This is a genomic window from Streptomyces sp. TRM70350 (assembly GCF_019219825.1).
Classification (GTDB): Bacteria; Actinomycetota; Actinomycetes; order Streptomycetales; family Streptomycetaceae; genus Streptomyces.
In genome coordinates this window covers 132,660-148,943 of sequence record NZ_JAHUXH010000016.1, presented here as the reverse complement: position 1 = coordinate 148,943, position 16,284 = coordinate 132,660, and the positions used below count along the sequence as shown (strand labels likewise).

The following is a 16,284-nucleotide window of genomic DNA, read 5'->3' as shown; positions in this document are numbered from 1 at the left end:
GACCGGTGTCTTCCCTTCCGCTCGGCGTCTCAGACGACCTTGAACTCGGCGACATCGCGCTCCTGCGGGGCGATCGGCACCGGCTGGTCACGGGCCAGGCGGCGCAGCACATAAACCGTGGCCACGGTCAGCACCAGATACACAACGCTGACCACCACGAATCCCCACACCACTCCGGGTGCGGGGTTGACCGCCTCGGACGTGCGCATGACGCGGTAGACGATCCAGGGCTGGCGCCCCACCTCCGTGACGACCCACCCGGACTCCAGCGCCAGGACCGCGGCCGGGCCGGAGAGCGCGGCGGCGCGCAGGAACCACCGGGTGCCCGGAAGCCGTTTGCGGCGCCGCCACACCAGGCCGAGCCAGGCGGACAGGGCCAGCAGCGCGAAGCCGCAGCCCACCATGATCTGGAAAGCCCAGTGGGTGATGTTGACGGGTGGGCGGTCGCGCGCCGGCACTTCGTTCAGCCCCGCGACCTGCGCGTCTGGGTCGAAGTGCGCCAGCAGGGACAGCCCGCGGGGGATTTCCAGGGCATAGCGCATCTCGCCGTCGACGGCGATACCGCCCACATGCAGGGGAACACCGCGCTCGGTGTCGAAGACGCCTTCCATGGCGGCGAGTTTGACGGGCTGGTTGTCCGCCACGAAGTGCGCCGCCCAGTCGCCCACCCCGATCTGCACCGGGGTCACCAGGGCGGCGATCGTGAACGGCACCAGGAAGCCGAGCCGGTGGTACCGGTCGCGGCGGCCGCGCAGCATCGCGACCGCGTACACACTGGCCATGAGGAAACCGGCGACCATGAACGCGGCGAGGATCATGTGAACGGTCTGCGGCGGAGTCGCCGGATTGAACATCGCCTCCCAGGGATCGACGGCGACGACCCGACCGCCCCGCATCTGAAAGCCCACGGGTTGCTGCATCCAGGCGTTGGCGGCGACCACGAAGAAGGCGCTGGCCACTCCCGCGACGAGGATCGGCAGTGCGGTGAGCATGTGCTGGCGGGGCGGCAGCCGGTCCCAGGCGTACAGGTAGATGCCGAGGAAGATCGCCTCGATGAAGAAGGCGATGCCCTCCAGTGAGAACGGCAGGCCGATGACCTGTCCGTAGGTGCCCATCATCCCGGGCCACAGCAGGCCCATCTCGAACGACAGGATGGTTCCGGACACCGCTCCGACCGCGAACAGCAGCCCCATCGCCTTCGCCCACCGCCGCGCCAGCAGCCGGTAGTGCACATCCCCCGTGCGGTGACCGCGCCACTCGGCGAACACGGTGATCGCGGGCATCCCCACCCCCAGGCAGGCGACGATGATGTGCCAGCCCAGCGACAACGCCATCTGCGACCGCGCCGCCCCCAAGCCGCCTGCCTCGGCAGCGGACAGCACGTCCCCCACAAGCGCGGTGCTGCTCACCCGAATTCCTCCTCACGGCAGACATCGGGCGCAGACCCGGCACGCGGGGCATGAGACCGCCATGGCCCGCAACCCGGCAGCCACCAGGCTGCCCCCCGCGCCAACGTGCAGGAACGCGCCCGGTGGAGAACCTCACGTCCACGACACCCGGGTAGAACCGGCTGGCCGCCGCCAGGCAACGCCGCCAAGGTATGGCACCCGACAGGCATGTCACAGCAGCGACGCGACGTCAGCCACAATCGGCACAGGCTCCGATTGCCCGCAGAGCCGTCACGTCCCGGCCGGCGAAGCCAAGGCCGCGGCACCGACCGCGGGCGGGGCTGGCCGCCTGCCAGCGGAGTGGTGGAGTACAGGGTGGATCACTTGGCCTCGCAGCCCATGACGTCACCGTCCCCGTCAAGGCGGTCCGGGTCGTCGGAGCCGCCCCAGTAGCGACCTGAGCAGTCCGCATCGGGAACACCAGCGGGAGACTCGTCCGGGAGATCCCGGAGGTCCGGTCGTGCCGGGGTGTCAGGGGCAGGTGAGCAGGCGAGTCGTTTAATTGCCTCTTTTGGGCACCACCAGCTGGCAAGCTCGTTTGTTTCCCCCGCATCTGCTGCGGCTGCGGCAGCCGTGGGAGCGGCGGCCCCGCCGCTTGCCCTCCCCCGAGTCGACCGGGTCTCGTGTGCCATACGTGGCTTGCACGCGGCGACACAGGGCACCCGACATGCGCGGATCGGCGTCCGCCGCGGGCACAGGGGCGGTGAGTCGGCGGTGGCCGTCCGCTCGGATGACACAGGGAGACACGTGACGGTGAGCATCGGGGCACATGCGTCAGGGCTGCGGAGGGCCGGATGACGGCCGAGGCGACGAAGGCGGTGCGGCTGGTCGCGGAAGCCGCGGCGGGCACCCCCGGCGAGGAGGTTCCCCGGCGGGTGTGCGCGGCGGTGTGCGAGGGACTCGGCGTGGACGGTGCCACCTTGTCGTTGCTCACCGACACACCCTCCCGCCAGCTGCTCGCCGCGTCGGACGATGCCGCCCTGCTGCTGGAGGAGATCCAGTTCACGGTGCTGGAGGGGCCCTGCATCAGTGCCGCGCAGACCGGCGAGCCCGTGGCCGTGGACGACCTGGGGCAGGAACTGACGCCCTGGCCGCTGTTCGGGGCGATGGCGCGCGAGAAACTCCCGGAAGTGGGCTCGGTGTACGCGCTCCCCCTGTTCTTCGGCGACTACGTCCTCGGGTCGGTAGACCTGCTGTCGACACGGCCTCGCGCTCTCGATGAGGACGCCCTGGAGCAGGCGTCCCACGTGGCCGACGCGGTGACGGCAGCGCTCATGCCCACCCGCGAGATGCTGCTCACGGGGAATGACGCCCCGGCGTGGGAGCCGGAGCAGGTGGTCCGTGCCCACTGGTTCGACACCTGGCGTGCCGTCGGAGCCCTGGCGGCCCGACGGCGGATCAGCCCTGAGGACGCCCTCGCCCTCATGCGCGCCGAGGCCCTCCGCACCGGCAGGTCATTGCCGGACATCACCACGGACATCCTGCGCGACCCGCCCGGTACGTCGTAGGCGCGCGGGTCCAGAGCAACTGCTCAGGCGCCCGTCAGCAGGTCGTGCTCCCGGACAGCTGCCAGGGACAGCGTCCTGGAGCCGACCTGCTCGAGGCGGCGGCGCCGGACACGACGACCAAGGTCGGCGTTGGACTCCAGCAGGGCCTTGACCTGTTAAGGCGTGATCATGCCGGTCCGTCCTGGCCACCGATTCGCTGCGCTAGGACCCGCGCTTCCCGCTGATCGCGTCGATGAGCTCTTCCTTGCGCATGTCGTGAACACCGCTGAGACCCTTGTCGCGGGCCATGTCGCGCAGCTCGTCCATGTTCATCTCGCGGAGTTGCTCCTCGGAGACCTCCTGGGACGCCTCGGACGTTCCAGACGTCTCTGCCCCGCCGCCCATGGAGGCTCCGGCAGGCGTCGTCGCGCTGGGCGGAGACGTGGGGTACCCCTCGCCGGCGTCGCTCGAGCCCATCTGCTCGGCCAGCCGACCCAGCAGCTGTTCCGTCTCGCGGCACTCCTTCGCGGACAGCTCGAAGTACGGAGTGCCCTTGAACTCCTCGGCAGCGTCCGCGCTCGCGCGCAGGACGGTGCGGGTCGCCTCGATGATCGCCATCGTCGTCGGCGCGTCGTATCCCGTCTGGCGGGCCAGGATCCGGGCCGCGACCGTACACAGGTCGGCGCAGTCGTTGTCCAGGCGCACGCACTTGATGGACATCACGATCTTTTCCGGGTCCTGCTCGGCGGCGGCCGCGTCGGCGCAGGTCAGGCAGACGCCGGCGCACTCGTACAGCTTGTCGACCGCCTCACCCAGCATTTTGGGCGGCATCCCGGTCTCGGCGGGGTAGGCGTCGAGCAGCTTCTCGACCAAGGACATGGCATCCTCCGTACATCAGGAGTGGGGTCGGAAATATCCGTTTCGCGTGATTCGCGCCACGGGTACCCGCACCTGCGCTCGCCACCCACTCCGATGGCGTTGTAGCGGGCCGCGGATCTCGCCGGTACTTTGCGCGGCCCATGTGCCGGGCCCGGGCGATATGCAAGAGATTGGCGGCACAGTGGGGGTCCTCCCGCCCACCGGCGCCCACCGGGACGCCGACCGCCGCGCGACCGGTGGGTGAAGGCGGTCGTACCGGGTACTCGCCAGGGCATGATCAAGCGCGCGCTGTGGCAGGGACTGCTCGCCGGTACCGCCGGAGGCGTCGTGATGACCCTCGGCGAGAAGATCGAGCAGGCCATCACCGGCCGGCCCGACTCCCATGTGCCCGCGCGGGTCCTGCAGCGGCTGACCGGCCTGCCCGAACGACCCGGCCCCCAGCCGCTGCCGGTCAACTGGGGCATGCACTACGGCCAGGCCGCCCTCCTCGGGGTGCTCCGGTCGGTCATGGCCCAGGCCGGACTGCGCGGACCGGTCGCCTCCGCCAAGTTCGCCGTCGTCCGCCTCACCAACGACCAGATCCTGGAGAACGCGACCGGCGTCGGCGCCCCACCGCAGACCTGGCCCCGCAAGGAACTCGTCGTGGACCTGCTGCACAAGGCCGTTTACGCCTTCGCCACGGGTGCCGTCGCCGACGCCCTGGCCGCCCGCGGCGGCCCGGGCCCCGGACAGCGCCACGCCGCCGCCCGCCCCGGCCGCCACGCCCACGTCGGACCCCTGCCCCGCAGGCATGCCTACGGGGCATGAATCCGGCAATCGACCGAACGGCGCGTCGGGAGCAGCCGTCCGGGCGGTGATAACGGGAGCCGCTCGTTCACGTCGGCCGTTCCTGACGTCCCCCGTACTCCGCGCTGGGGACGAACGCAGCCAGGCGGCGATCCATCCGGTCTGCATCGCGGCATCAAGGAGGTACGTCGGCCGGATCCGCCCCTTGGGTACGTAGACCAGGTCGACGGCCAGCAGCGTCACGGCGGTGCCCAGACCGACACGGCGGGCGTGAGCCGGGCCCTGCGCGTCCCCGGCCGCCGCGAGCTGGGCGGCGCCGGCGGAGGCGAGCAGTCCGCCCGTCGTCATCTGCAGCCACACGTCGGTCTTCGGGCCGAAGACCCACTCGAAGCTGCGCAGGTGCAGTAGGGGCCACAGTCCGCCCACGATGTTGAAGGCACCGTGCGCGACCGCGAGCGTGTGGGCGGGCTCTCGCACTCGGGTTCTGCTCAAGGGACATCCCTTCGTAGGTTCCGGCCGGGTACCCCTGCCCAGGCGCCGTCACTCCGGGCCGAGTTCGACCGTCGTCGTGACCCGGGCGACGGAGGGGTTCCTCGGCGCCGAACCGAACCCGAAGCGCACGGGCGGCTCGACGGGTGCCATCGCCCCGAGGTCCGCGCCTCCGTAGGCGGCCGCGACGGCACGGATCGGCAGCAGGTCCCGGGCGCCGTACCACTCCCGGCGGCCCCGGCCGGCGCTGCCGCGAGTGCGCACGCCGGGCAGCAGCAGGCGGGCGGGCCGGTCCGTCAGCGCGCTCCATGCCGGACGGCGGGCGAGTGCGCCGGGCACAGTCCGCAGCGCGAAGCCCAGAAGCCCTCGCCGGCCGGTGGTGAAACGCAGGTCGAGTGGCCCGGCGGTGACGGTCCAGGCGTCGTCCGTGACGCTTACCTCGACCAGGACGACACGGACCGTGTCGAAGATGTAGGTGCCGCTGATGAAGTCCACTGTCTCGCGCGTGGGGGCCAGCAGCAGCCTGTCCCCGTCGGCCCGCTCCAGCATCACGTCGCTGAACGCTCCGAAGGGCGAACCCTGCCAGTGTCCGAGCACGATCCGTGTGCCGGAGGAGGTACCCATGCCCGCGATCCAGCCGTCGAAGCGCACGCGCGGGTGTCGGGTGACGGCGCCGGAATTCCGGCGAGGGGTGTCAGGAAGGCTGGGAGACACGCTCCGGGACGCACGGCCTGGAGGGCCCGAGCCGTACATACCTGACTCCTTCCGAGAAGTGCACCAGGGGCTCACCGAGGGGGGCTTCCTTAAGGCCCGCCGCGACGGTCAGTGTCTCCTCCAGTACATCGACGCCTGCGTCGGCCAGCGGCCACGGCTCGTGCTCGACGGGCGTCTCCCAGAGCATGCCGAGCCTGCGGGTGTACGCCCGCCAGCGCGAGGTCAGCCACACGTCCCGCTCCGTCGGATCGATCGGGTCGCCAGGCCGGACGACCAGGCGGTAGGAGGCGTCACCGAGCCATCGGGAACCGGAGTACGAGACGGTGTCCCCGTCCTGGGACACGCGGAGGGTGCCCGGGTTGTACGGTGCGCCGATGGCGCGGGCCGCCACCATCGGGGGGAAGGCGACCTCGATGGACAGGAACCAGAGCCCGTCCCGGCCGTCGCGGTGCCGTACGTACGTGCGCAGGTTGGTCTCCGCGAACGTGGGCAGGCCGGGCAGCGAGGCGGGAACGCCGGGTGGTCGCACGTCCGCCATGACAAAGGGGGTGAGCCCCACCCAGGCGGCCCCCTCATACTCGTCCACGACCAGTCCCCCGGGCAGGAGCGCCTGGACCGCGTCAGGCCGGAACGGCCAGTGGACGAACGTCTGCGTCAGCCAGCCCGCCCGCAGCGCCGGCAGGCGCACCCGCTGCTCTGCTCCGTATGCCACCACCGGTGTCGGGTCCCCGTCGCACGATCGAAGGAAACCCGCGGGCCCCGGCAGGGCGGGCGGAACGACGCCGGCCAGGTCATGGAAGAGGGCCAGGACGCCGGGCGTCCGGCCGGAACACCTCGCCCGGCTCAGGGCAGGTAGTAGGTCTGCCGCAGGAACGCGGCCGTGTCCCGCAGGGCCTGGGCATAGCCCGCCTTGTAGCGCGCGTCGGTGTCGGTGCGCCGGCTTTCGGCCTCCGCCCACTGGTCGAGGTGCAGGGCGATGTCGAGGTGGTTGCGGTAGAGCGTGCCGTGTTCGCCGTCGAGGGCCGCTCGTGTGCGCTCCTCGTCCCAGTCCTCCAGCTCGCCGGTATCGAAATCCAGCAGTTCCTCATCAGGCCGCTGCACGGTCTCCTCCTTCGTTCCCCTCAGGCCGAGGACGAGCAGCCCAGTCGTCCCTCCCAGGTACCCGTCATCGGATCCCAGTCGCGTCTGATGACCGGCTTCCAGACGACGGCCTTCTGGTCGAGGAACAGGAAGTAGCGTCGCTTCTCCTCGCGGTCTGCCACTGCACCTGGCTGAGGGCCGAGTGCGCGCGCTTCAGCCAGCGCGGCCTCCATCAGCCTCGGGCCCACTCCGCGACCCCGGTGGCCGTCCCTCAGGAACAGGCAGTCCATGCCGCCCTACCGCGGCGCGTCCTCGCCCGCCGGCTCGTGACATGGGGCCGTTGCCGGGGTTCATCCGGCCTGGTCGGCCGTTTGCGGTATGCGCAGGTGGGGACCCGGCTGCGCATGACCACGACGCCACGCCGTCGGATGCGGCAGAACCGGGTCCTGTGGCTGCTGGACCGCCTGGAACGTGCCCCCCGGGCCGATGCGGTGATCGACGCGATCGGCCGGGGTGTGCGTGCCCTGCCGCTCGGTCGCGGCCGGGACGCGCTGCACGGAAGGTGGCTGGGCCACCCCGTGCATCCGCTGATGGTGCAGGTGCCGATCGGCAGCTGGCTGTCCGCGGCCCTGCTCGATCTACGGCCCGGCCGCTCCCGTGAAGCGGAAGTGCTCATCGGTGTCGGCCTGAGCGCCGCCGCCCCCGCGGCCCTGGCAGGCTGGGTCGACTGGGCGGAACTGCACCGCCAGCAAAAACGCGTGGGCCTGGTGCACGCCCTGAGCAACGTGACAGCCGTCGCGCTGTACGCCACCTCACTCACCTGCCGCCTCAAGGGACGCCACGTGGCCGGCCGAGCCTACGGCCTGCTGGGACTGACGGCGGTCGGAGTCGGCGGCATGCTCGGCGGCCACCTCGCCTACCGTCAGGCATCCGGCGCCAACCACGCCGAAGAGGTGCCGCACGTGGTCACGGAGGGCTGGCACCAGATCGGCACCGTGGACGAGTTCCCGGCCGGCCAGCCCGTGCGGCGCAGCGTGGACGACGTACCGGTCCTGGTCGTGCGCGAAACCGGCGGCACCGTCCACGCTCTGGCCGACCGGTGCAGCCACCTCGCCGGACCACTGTCCGAGGGCACGATCGCCGACGGATGCGTCCAGTGCCCCTGGCACGGAAGCGTCTTCCGCCTCTCCGACGGCTGGAACGTACGCGGCCCCGCCACCGCTCCCCAGCCCGCCTTCGACACTCGGATCACCGACGGCCACGTCGAGATACGCCTGCGCCAGGACGACCGGGCGGAGCACGCGGACAACAGCCGGGAGACAGAGCGGGAACCGGGCGCCGCGGAGGAGGGTGTGACCCATGGATCCCCTGGCCACCACGCCTGACAACAGGGCTGAGACCACAGATGACGCCGTAGCTGACAAGACGGCTGACAACCGCCTCGCACCACGTCTGCGCGAGCTTGCCCGGCGCACCGGACGACGGTACTCCGCAGGGCACGACCGGCCGCTGGGCGGCTATCTCGCGTCCATGACGGGATTCGGGGCGTACACGGCGGCCTGGGCCACGGCGGTACGGCTGCGCGGGAGCCCCGTGCCCGACCGGCCCCAGCCCTGGGACGTGGTCCTGACCTCGGTCGCCACCTTCCGGCTCAGCAGGCTCCTGAGCAAGGCGTCCGTCACCAGTCCGCTGCGCGCGCCCTTCACGCGGTACGTCGGCCCGCAGGGCCCCGCCGAGCTGCACGAGGAGGCGGAGCCGGAAGGCGGCAGGGACACCGTCGGCGAGCTGGTGACCTGCCCCTTCTGCACGAGCGTCTGGGTGGTGTCCACCCTGACCGCTGGCCAGTTGCTGTGGCCGAGGGCAACCCGGACCGCCATGGGCGCGCTCGCGGCACTGGCCGGCGCGGACGCGCTGCAACTGGCGTACGGCGCACTGGTGAGCCGGACCACCGGGGACGACTGACCTGGCCCGCCACCGGTCAAGGACACACCTGGAGGTGCCGTTCCATCCAGTCCACAGCGGCCCGGCGGAACAGGGCACCGGTTGTCCGGGCGCAGGAAGTCCTGACCTTCGTCGCGCAGGTCAGCAGCTCGGCCGGATGCCCCGTTCCCGCGCCGCCCGTACGGACTGCTGGGACTCCCCCGGCGGGCACGTTGGTGTCGTGTTCGCCGTGGGCGACGAGCAGCGGAACACGAAGCGCTTCTATACGGCTCATCGGTGACAGGGGCTCGCAGGAGCTCGCGCTCCGGGTGACCGTACTTGTGCGCCGCGGACTCCGCGAGCCATGGCTCCGTACCGGCGAAGAAGGTCCGCAAGTCCGACATGCCCCAGACGGCGACTCCGGTGCGGAAGAGTCCCGTTCGGTGCCATCCTCGACGTGGCGTCGTACGCGGCCGGACCCAGGAGCGTTGCGTGACCGTCCCCGGTCCGCCCAGTCGGCCGCCGGGCGCCCTGGCGAGCAGGCCGTCCGCCGGGCCGTGGTCCAGCGACCGCGCCGCCTCCTCCAAGGTGCCCGGTCCGCATGAGAGGCGCCATCCGCGGGGGCGCTGACCGCCCGTCGTATTGCCGCTGCTTCACCATGCAGAACCTCAAAACGGCCGGGTTCACCGCCGACCAGATCAGATACGCATATGACCGGCGATGTCCTCAACCTGACGGTGGAAGGCGGCGTCCTGCTCCAGGAGCCGCTCGTACCTGATGGTCAGCGTCCGGATGATCTCACGGCCAGGTCGGCGGTGACGGGGCGAGTGCTCTCGGCCGTACGGGTCGGCGCACAGGCGATGGTCACCGGGTTTTGGGCGATGATCAAGTCGCCGAAGCGGACATCGAGCCGCACGCGTAGACAACCACTACGCGTGCGCCGGGCACGGATGTCGAGCAGCCGCAGAAACGACGAAACCGACCGGCGCGAAGCTACACAAACCCACGTGTGGATCGAGCGCGTCCAGACCGAAGACCTGCCTGTGCTGCACGCCTTCGTCACCGGCCTCGGCCAGGACCTCGACACCGTCGTCACCAGGCTCAGCCTGCCCTACAGTTCTGGCGCGGTCGAGGGCCACAACAACAAGATCAAGATGCTGAAGCGGCAGGCCGCGCCAACTTTGACCTGCTCCGCAAACGCGTCCTCCTCGACACATGAGGCCGTTCATGATCGCGGTTGGGGTGACCCTCCGTGGCTCCGGCACCAAAAGTGATCCAGAACCAGCGTTCGGCCGCCGTCGAGACGGGCAGGTCTCGGCGGTCGCATAAGGAGAGCCTGACCACCACCGCCGTACCAAGCCTGTGCCGCGCACAAGCGCCCATGCCCATTCACGGCAGCCTTCACCGCCACACGGGGGTTCAGTCCGGCGCGTCCCGCGACACCGAGAGGGCGCCATTGGCAGCTGTCTCGACATGCCAGCGAGCAGTGTCACCTACCCCGGCCCGGGCACGGCTCGCTGGAGGACGCACCATCGGTGCTCAAGTTCAGCTAGAGCAGGTCGACAAGGGGACACCTCGTGCATGTACTTCCGAGTGCATCGAATCCGAGATGTCTCCTCCAGAACGGCACTGGATCACATTTGACACCCGGAATGCCCGGATATGCGGCACGGATAGTAGACGGGGACGACAATACTTAAGGCCCGAATTCGACCCGGATTCGACCCGAGCAGTTTGTTCAGCGAGTAAACATGTCCTCTGACCTGCGGAAATAAAGAGCGGCAGACGAGTCGGGCTGTACGCCGGGTTCTGTGCTCCAGGGTCTCGCGGCCCGTGGAGTGACGGCCATCCATCTAGGACCGACGTTGCCGTCGGCCTCGTGCGGTCTACCCGCGGACTCGGGCGGGCAGCCCTCAAGCGTCCGCGCAGAGCCGCCTTCTACAGCGGCTCCTCTTGACCTTGCTCCGGGTGGGGTTTACCTAGCTGCCCAGGTCACCCTGGGCACTGGTGGTCTCTTACACCACCGTTTCACCCTTACCGAGGGCCAAGACCCCCGGCGGTTTGCTTTCTGTGGCACTGTCCCGCGGGTCGCCCCGGGTGGCCGTTAGCCACCACCCTGCCCTGTGGAGCCCGGACGTTCCTCGGGGAGATCCACAAGAACCTCCACGCGGCCGTCCGCCCGGCTCGTCTGCCGTGTCGACCATGCTACAGGTGCGACATCGATGACCTCAGAGGAAGTCCCCCGTCTCCAGTTCGAAGCCGAACGGCTCCGGCAGGGCGATCGGCTTTCCGAAAGGACGCGTGCAGTGCTCGCGGTAGTCGTCCTTCTCCGGATCGCTGAACAACGTGATCGAGGAGGCTTCGCGGTCCACGAGCAGGTAGAGCGGGATGCCGGCGCGGGCGTAGCAGCGGCGTTTGGCCTCGCGGTCGGCCTGGGGCTTGGTGGACGTCACCTCCAGCACCATGGCGACGCCGTCGCAGGGCATCCAGGAGTCGGCGCCCCGGTAGAGCCGTAGCTCCCTGGGAGTGAACGTGCCATCAGGGATCACGCGATCCTTTGGGCAATCCCCCCCGCTCCGCAGAATCAGTCCCTTGTTCCCGGAGAACTGCATCCTGGTCCGGGACCGCCCGTACACCTGCTCAACGACCAGCGCGATGCAGTCCTCGTGATCCCCGTCCGGCGGCGGCGTCACAACGATCTCCCCCTCGATCAGCTCGGCTCGGAAGCCCTCCGGGGTGTCCAGGGCGAGAAAGCCCTCCAGCAGGACCTCTTCCTGCGTGAGCGGCTCATGGGCCATGGCAGTCATGTCGCGCCCCTCCTTCGGCCGCTCGCCAGAGTGGGACATCGGCTGATCACCTGTCCAAGAGATCGGGAACCGTTCCCTCGATCGTGGCACACGAGCACGCGCGCAGTCAGCGCATCAGCGCACGGCTCGCTTGACCCTGCCGCAACGTCAACGTCTCTACTGAAGGCATGCGGATCGGAGAACTCGCCGCTGCCGTCGGCGTCACCACGCGGACCGTGCGGCACTACCACCACCTGGGCCTGCTGCCCGAGCCGGAGCGGCTGGCGAACGGGTATCGGGACTACACCCTGCGGCACGCCGTCGTGCTGGCGCGGATTCGGCGGCTGACGGAGTTGGGGCTGGGGCTGGCCGAGGTGCGGGACGTGCTCGCGAACGACGCGGGGCGGGAGCTGGCCGAGGTGCTGGAGGAGCTGGACGCGGACCTGGCACGGCAGGAGGCGGCGATCCAGGAGCGCCGGGCGCGGTTGCGGGCGCTGCTGGAGGCGGCGGAGCTGCCCGCCGAGGGGCCGGTCTCGCCCGAGCTGGCCGAGTTGTTCGCGGGGCTGGCGCCCGCCTCCGGCTCCCCCATGGCCGCCAAGGACCGCGAGATCTTCGCGCTGCTGGAGACCGCGGCGAGCCCCGAGGAGCGGGAGCGGCTGCTGGCCGCCGTCGGCGGGGCCCTGAGCGGCCCCGACGCAGCCGCGCGGGCCCATGAGGCGTACGCCCTGCTCGACGCGCTCGCCGACGCCGGACCGGACGACCCGCGCGTCGGCGAGGCCGCCCGCGCCCTCTCCGGGCTGATGCCCCGCGAGCTGATCCCGGCGGAACCCTTCGACGACGACCACGGCTTCCTGCGTGCCTTCTACGCCGACCTGGCCCCGGCCCAGGCGGAGGCGATCCGCCAGGCCCTGCGGCTCGCCTCGCAGGGGCGGCGATGAGGACGGCGTACCGGCTCGTACTGCACGAGCTGCGGCTCTCCGCGTGCCTGGTGCTGTGGGTGGCCCGGCGGACCCGGGGCACGCGGCAGGGGCGCGCGTTCGGGTACGCGCGCGGGCAGAGCGCGATCCTGTTCGGGTTCACGTTCGTGTGCGTGGTCGAGACCGTCGTGATGTCCGTGCTGCTGTACCGGTGGCCGACCGTGCACCACGTGGTGCTGTTCCTCGACGTGTACACCGTGTTCTTCGTGATCGGCCTGCATGCCGCGTCCGTCGTACGGCCGCACGTGCTGGAGCCGGGAGCGCTGCGGATCCGCAAGGCCGCCCACCTCGATCTGCGGATCCCGCTGGAGCGGATCGCGGCCGTCCGGCGTGAGCTGCGCATGAGCCACGAGAAGGCCGACGGCGTCCTGGACGTCGAGGTCGGCGGGCAGACGACGGTCACGCTGGAGCTCGCCGAGCCCGTCACGCACGTCACCCTCCTGGGGCGGCGGCGGGACGTGAGCCTGGTGCGCGTGTACGCCGACGAGGCCGACGCCCTCGTACAGGCCGTCACGCGGGCGCGAAGCGCACCATCGCCGCTTCCGGATCTGCCTGCCTGAGCCGGACACGGAACGGCGAGCACCCAGTCACGGCCACCCGACTCTTCACAAAATCGTCCCATTCTTCGTATGCGCGGGCCATGATGTCGGCGGCAGTCCATTCGGCCGCTCAGGGGGGCGTCATGACCGTCGAGGATCTCGGTTTCGCCATGGAGGAGCTGCTTGACGCCTACGGCTCCAGCGGGGACCCCGCGCTGCTGAAGGAGCCCGGCGCACAGCAGTTGACCGACCGCCTGTACTACGCCGTGGACTGGCTGGCGCCCTGCCTGGATGCGGTGGAGATGGCTCGGAGGATCAACTTCGCCATGCTGCTGGCGCCCTTCTACTGGCACCGCTACGAGCACGATGGTTCGAGGGAGGACGCGACTCGGGCCGTGTTCCTCTATCGGCAGGTGTGCCAGGTGGCTTCGCACTGCCTCCCCGAGGGGCTGCCGCAGATCCTGGCGGAGCAGGGGGACCGGGTCGACACGCTGTCCTCGAGTGACCTGGCGGCGTACGCGGCGGAGGCCGTCAACCGGCTCAAGGAGGCGGAGGCGACCAGCGATCCACAACTCCTCGACGACGCCGTCGCGTTGAGCCTGTTCGCCGCGCGCGCGAACCCCCGGCAGGACGTGACCCGGGCGGAAGCGCTCACCACCCTCGGAAACGTCCTCACGCGCAGATACGAGTACACGGGGAACGCCGCCGACCTGGACAGGGCCTATGTGGTCACCGTCAGAGCGGCCGAAGTGACCGCGGCGGACGACCCGCACTTCCTGAAATGCTGTTCCGGCTTCGGGCACGTGGCGATCCGGATGTATCAGCGCACCGGGGATCTCGGCACGCTCGACCTGGCGATCAACGCACTGCGTCAGGCGGCGTACAGGGCTCCCGACGACAACCCCCACCGCGCCGCCTACCTCACCAACCTCAGCTCGGCGCTGAACAGCCAGTACCGGCACATCGGCCTGGACGAGGCCCGCAACGAGGCGCTGGAAGCGTGCTACGAGGCGGTCCGGATCACTCCGCGCGGCCATCCCGACCTGCCGAGCCGGTTGATCAACCTGGCGAGCGCTGTCATCAACCACCCCGACGCCGCCGAGGGCGACGATCGGGCCGTCGATCTGTTACGGGACGCCCTGTCCCTCACCCCCGACGGCCATCCCGACCGTCCGGACTGCCTGCATCTGCTGGCCGGTGTCCTGCGCGCGCGGTTCGGGCGCAAGGGTGACGCGAAGGACCTCACCGAGGCGGTCGAGGCCGGCCGGTCCTCGGTCGGGGCCGGGGCGACCGTCTACTACCTCCGGCCGAACCGGTTGGCAGGGTTCGCCCGGTCGCTGCAGGCATACGCCGATCACTTCTCCGCACCCGAGGCCCTCACCGAGGCCGTCGAGGCCCTCGGGGAGGCCATGGCGTTGCTTCCCGAGGACCACCCGGACCGCACGGGCACCTTGATCACCCTGGGGTTCGTGCTGTGGAAACGGTTCCGGACCGGGAAGGACCCGGCAGACCGTGCACAGGCCCTTCATGCGATGCGCGAAGCCGCCTCCGTCGAGACCGCGCCCGCCCGGGACCGCGCCCGTGCGGCCGCCGTCGCCGGACACCTCGCGGCAGGCGCCCAGGACTTCGCCGACGCCACCGAGTCCTTCGCCCTCGCCCTCGACCAGCTGGAGCTGACCGCCTGGCGCGGTCTGGAGCGCGACGACCAGGAACGCCTGCTCGCCGCCTTCCCCAACCTGGTCACGGACGCGGCAGCCTGCGCCGTACGAGCCGGACAGCCGGAGCGTGCGGTGGAACTCCTCGAACAGGGCCGGGGCATCCTGCTCGCGCAGGCCCTGGAGACCCGCGCCGACCACCACGAGCTCCAGTCCCGGGCTCCAGAGCTCGCCGAGCAGCTCGGGCAGGTGCTCGGCGAGCTGGACCGGCTGGCGCACGCCCCGTCCAGTGGCGACCCGGTCGAGGTGCGGGAGCGGCGGCGTGCGAACGAGCGACGAGCTCACCTGGCCCGGCAGCGTGACGCGCTCCTCGCCGACATCCGTGCGCTGCCCAAGCTCTCCGGCTTCCTGCGCCCACCGTCCTTCGCCGCGCTGCGCGCCGCCGCCGCGCGCGGCCCGGTCGTGCTCCTCAACGCGAGCGAGTACGGCTGCTCCGCCCTGCTGCTCACCACGGCAGGAGTGCGGGTGGTGGACCTCGACCGCATCCCCCACGAAAGACTGGCCGAGCAGCTCGTCGCATTCGTGCACTCTCTACAAGTCGCCATGGCCCAAGGGCGACCGGTGAAAGCCCATGCGGCCGTCATGACGACCCTCGCCCGGCTGTGGGACGACGTCGCCGAGCCGGTGCTGAGAGAGCTGGGCCACACCCGACCGGTCGGCCCCGGCGGCACCTGGCCCCGCCTGTGGTGGTGTCCGACCGGGCTGTTCACCCTGCTGCCGCTGCACGCCGCGGGGCGGCACCGTGTTCACGGTGGCAGTGACACGGTGCTGGACCGGGTCGTCTCCTCCTACACCCCCACGCTGCGGGCCCTGCTCCACACGCGCGAACGCCCCCGCCCCTCGGCCGGGCCGCACACCCGTGGCCTCATCGTGTCCCTGCCCACCACGCCCGGCTGCTCCGACCTGCCCGCCGCGGAACACGAAGCCCGAGCGCTGCACCAGCGGCACCCGGACGCCGAGCTCGTCACCGGCGCCGCCGCCACCACGCAGACGGTGCTGAAGGCGCTGGCCGGCTGCTCCTGGGCCCACTTCGCCTGTCACGGCGCCCAGGATCTCGGCCGGCCGTCGCGCGGTGCGGTCATCCTGCACGACGGTCCGCTGACGCTGCGGGACATCGTGCGGCTCCGGCTGCCGCACGCGGAGTTCGCGTTCCTGTCCGCCTGCGAGACCGCGCGCGGCGGCGTCGTCCTGGCCGACGAGGCGATCAGCTTCGCCGCCTCCCTCCAGCTCGCCGGATTCCGGGACGTCATCGGCACCCTGTGGTCGATCGACGACACCCTCGCACCGGAGATCGCCGACCTCGTGTACGAGAATCTGTCCCGCCGGAGCACCCGCGACCCGGCGGCCGCACTGCACGCCGCGCTGCACACGGTGCGGGCCCGGCGTCCGCATGCCGTCGCGAACTGGGCGCCGTACGTCCACGCAGGTCCATGACGGGTCCGGTGGGAAACGGCGGGGAAGCGG

At 70.8% G+C, this 16,284-nt stretch carries 15 protein-coding genes, 1 other RNA gene and 1 pseudogene; 8 read left to right on the top strand and 9 right to left on the bottom strand.

Annotation, left to right across the window (positions count from 1 at the left end):
* Positions 1–29 precede the first annotated feature (29 nt).
* Positions 30–1,409: a cytochrome ubiquinol oxidase subunit I gene (locus tag KWI83_RS23570; protein ID WP_308122144.1), complete on the bottom strand. Its 1,380-nt coding sequence runs from the start codon at positions 1,407–1,409 to the stop codon at positions 30–32.
* A gap of 833 nt (positions 1,410–2,242) precedes the next feature.
* Here KWI83_RS23570 and KWI83_RS23565 point away from each other — a divergent pair.
* Entirely contained in the window at positions 2,243–2,956 is a 714-nt protein-coding gene (locus tag KWI83_RS23565) for a GAF and ANTAR domain-containing protein (protein ID WP_218516372.1), read from the top strand.
* Positions 2,957–3,157: 201 nt separating this feature from the next.
* Here KWI83_RS23565 and KWI83_RS23560 read toward each other — a convergent pair whose 3' ends face one another.
* Positions 3,158–3,814: a Rho termination factor N-terminal domain-containing protein gene (locus tag KWI83_RS23560; RefSeq protein ID WP_102910208.1), complete on the bottom strand. Its 657-nt coding sequence runs from the start codon at positions 3,812–3,814 to the stop codon at positions 3,158–3,160.
* 273 nt (positions 3,815–4,087) lie between these two features.
* On the opposite strand from KWI83_RS23560, the gene KWI83_RS23555 reads away from it, so the two are divergent.
* Positions 4,088–4,621: a hypothetical protein gene (locus KWI83_RS23555; RefSeq protein ID WP_218516371.1), complete on the top strand. Its 534-nt coding sequence runs from the start codon at positions 4,088–4,090 to the stop codon at positions 4,619–4,621.
* Between the two features lie 519 nt (positions 4,622–5,140).
* Here the strand turns inward: KWI83_RS23555 and KWI83_RS23550 are convergent.
* From KWI83_RS23550 to KWI83_RS23535, 4 genes are all read right to left on the bottom strand, one after another.
* Positions 5,141–5,713 (bottom strand): hypothetical protein, encoded by a 573-nt coding sequence (locus KWI83_RS23550; RefSeq protein WP_256362689.1) that lies wholly within the window; start codon positions 5,711–5,713, stop codon positions 5,141–5,143.
* A 70-nt stretch (positions 5,714–5,783) separates the two neighbouring features.
* A complete protein-coding gene (locus KWI83_RS23545; protein WP_218516369.1) occupies positions 5,784–6,518 on the bottom strand; it encodes a YqjF family protein in 735 nt (244 codons plus the stop codon).
* 128 nt (positions 6,519–6,646) lie between these two features.
* Positions 6,647–6,904 (bottom strand): hypothetical protein, encoded by a 258-nt coding sequence (locus KWI83_RS23540; RefSeq protein ID WP_218516368.1) that lies wholly within the window; start codon positions 6,902–6,904, stop codon positions 6,647–6,649.
* Between the two features lie 20 nt (positions 6,905–6,924).
* Entirely contained in the window at positions 6,925–7,065 is a 141-nt protein-coding gene (locus tag KWI83_RS23535; protein WP_218516367.1) for a hypothetical protein, read from the bottom strand.
* Between the two features lie 246 nt (positions 7,066–7,311).
* On the opposite strand from KWI83_RS23535, the gene KWI83_RS23530 reads away from it, so the two are divergent.
* Positions 7,312–8,268 carry a Rieske (2Fe-2S) protein gene (locus tag KWI83_RS23530; RefSeq protein ID WP_218516392.1) on the top strand — a complete coding sequence of 319 codons (957 nt, stop codon included), beginning with the start codon at positions 7,312–7,314 and terminating at the stop codon, positions 8,266–8,268.
* Positions 8,243–8,845, top strand: a complete 603-nt coding sequence (locus KWI83_RS23525; RefSeq protein WP_218516366.1) for a DUF1360 domain-containing protein — start codon at positions 8,243–8,245, stop codon at positions 8,843–8,845. Before KWI83_RS23530 ends, KWI83_RS23525 begins: the two co-directional genes overlap by 26 nt.
* 16 nt (positions 8,846–8,861) lie before the next feature.
* Here the strand turns inward: KWI83_RS23525 and KWI83_RS23520 are convergent.
* A pseudogene (locus KWI83_RS23520) lies at positions 8,862–9,243 on the bottom strand (alpha/beta hydrolase family protein); the annotation flags it as partial.
* Positions 9,244–9,513: 270 nt separating this feature from the next.
* Here KWI83_RS23520 and KWI83_RS23515 point away from each other — a divergent pair.
* The gene (locus KWI83_RS23515; protein WP_218516365.1) at positions 9,514–10,077 is read left to right on the top strand and encodes a transposase; all 564 of its coding nucleotides are present in this window, start codon (positions 9,514–9,516) and stop codon (positions 10,075–10,077) included.
* Positions 10,078–10,585: 508 nt separating this feature from the next.
* Here KWI83_RS23515 and rnpB read toward each other — a convergent pair.
* Positions 10,586–10,990: RNase P RNA component class A (rnpB, locus tag KWI83_RS23510), an RNA gene on the bottom strand.
* Positions 10,991–11,031: 41 nt separating this feature from the next.
* Positions 11,032–11,610, bottom strand: coding sequence for a Uma2 family endonuclease (locus tag KWI83_RS23505; RefSeq protein ID WP_218516364.1), 579 nt, complete (start codon positions 11,608–11,610; stop codon positions 11,032–11,034).
* A 167-nt stretch (positions 11,611–11,777) separates the two neighbouring features.
* On the opposite strand from KWI83_RS23505, the gene KWI83_RS23500 reads away from it, so the two are divergent.
* The 3 genes from KWI83_RS23500 to KWI83_RS39790 all read left to right on the top strand — a co-directional run bounded on the left by KWI83_RS23500 (position 11,778) and on the right by KWI83_RS39790 (position 16,254).
* Positions 11,778–12,527, top strand: coding sequence for a MerR family transcriptional regulator (locus KWI83_RS23500; RefSeq protein ID WP_218516363.1), 750 nt, complete (start codon positions 11,778–11,780; stop codon positions 12,525–12,527).
* Positions 12,524–13,126 carry a hypothetical protein gene (locus KWI83_RS23495; RefSeq protein ID WP_218516362.1) on the top strand — a complete coding sequence of 201 codons (603 nt, stop codon included), beginning with the start codon at positions 12,524–12,526 and terminating at the stop codon, positions 13,124–13,126. Before KWI83_RS23500 ends, KWI83_RS23495 begins: the two co-directional genes overlap by 4 nt.
* Positions 13,127–13,248: 122 nt before the next feature.
* Positions 13,249–16,254, top strand: a complete 3,006-nt coding sequence (locus KWI83_RS39790; RefSeq protein WP_218516361.1) for a CHAT domain-containing protein — start codon at positions 13,249–13,251, stop codon at positions 16,252–16,254.
* Positions 16,255–16,284 lie beyond the last annotated feature (30 nt).